The sequence below is a fragment of the Salinimicrobium oceani genome, from assembly GCF_012037645.1.
The window spans coordinates 1-599 of the sequence record NZ_JAAVJR010000241.1; the positions used below are offsets into that span (position 1 = coordinate 1).

The 599-nt window shown below is 45.4% G+C and carries 2 protein-coding genes; both read left to right on the top strand.

Annotation, left to right across the window (positions count from 1 at the left end; all coding sequences use genetic code 11):
• Positions 1 to 216: LysM peptidoglycan-binding domain-containing protein (locus HC175_RS16495; RefSeq protein ID WP_168139468.1), on the top strand; the 216-nt coding region annotated here is incomplete at its 5' end.
• Between the two features lie 9 nt (positions 217 to 225).
• Positions 226 to 599 (top strand): aminotransferase class III-fold pyridoxal phosphate-dependent enzyme (locus HC175_RS16500; RefSeq protein ID WP_168139469.1); only part of this gene is annotated, 374 nt, incomplete at its 3' end.

Consider the following 599-nt stretch of genomic DNA (forward strand, 5'->3'; position numbering starts at 1 on the left):
CGCTATGACGGGGATTCGCCTGTTAGAGATGTCATTGCTTACTCTGAGCCGGAACCGGAACGAAATTCAGCAGCCAGGGCTTATACCGTGAAGCAGGGGGATACCTTGTATTCAATTGCCAAAAGGCATAACCTTTCGGTAGAACAACTGCAAAAAATGAACAATCTTAGGGACACCAATATTGGCATTGGACAAACTCTTTACGTGTCTCAATAAAACCTTATTATGATCTATAAAAGAAGCAGCGAATTATTCACTGCAGCTAAAAAAGTAATTCCCGGCGGGGTGAATTCTCCTGTGAGAGCTTTTAGCGCCGTTGGGGGAGAACCAATTTTCATCAAAGAAGCTAAAGGGGCCTATCTCTTTGATGAGGATGGAAATAAATACATCGATTATATCAATTCCTGGGGTCCGCTCATTTTGGGGCACGCTTATGATCCTGTAGTCAACGCAGTGGTCGAAAAGGCCAGAAAAGGTACGTCTTTCGGGACGCCTACCCAGCTGGAAACAACCATTGCCGAACTTGCGGTATCCATGGTCCCAAATATTGATAAGATTCGCATGGTAAATTCGGGAACCGAGGCAACCATGAGTGCGGT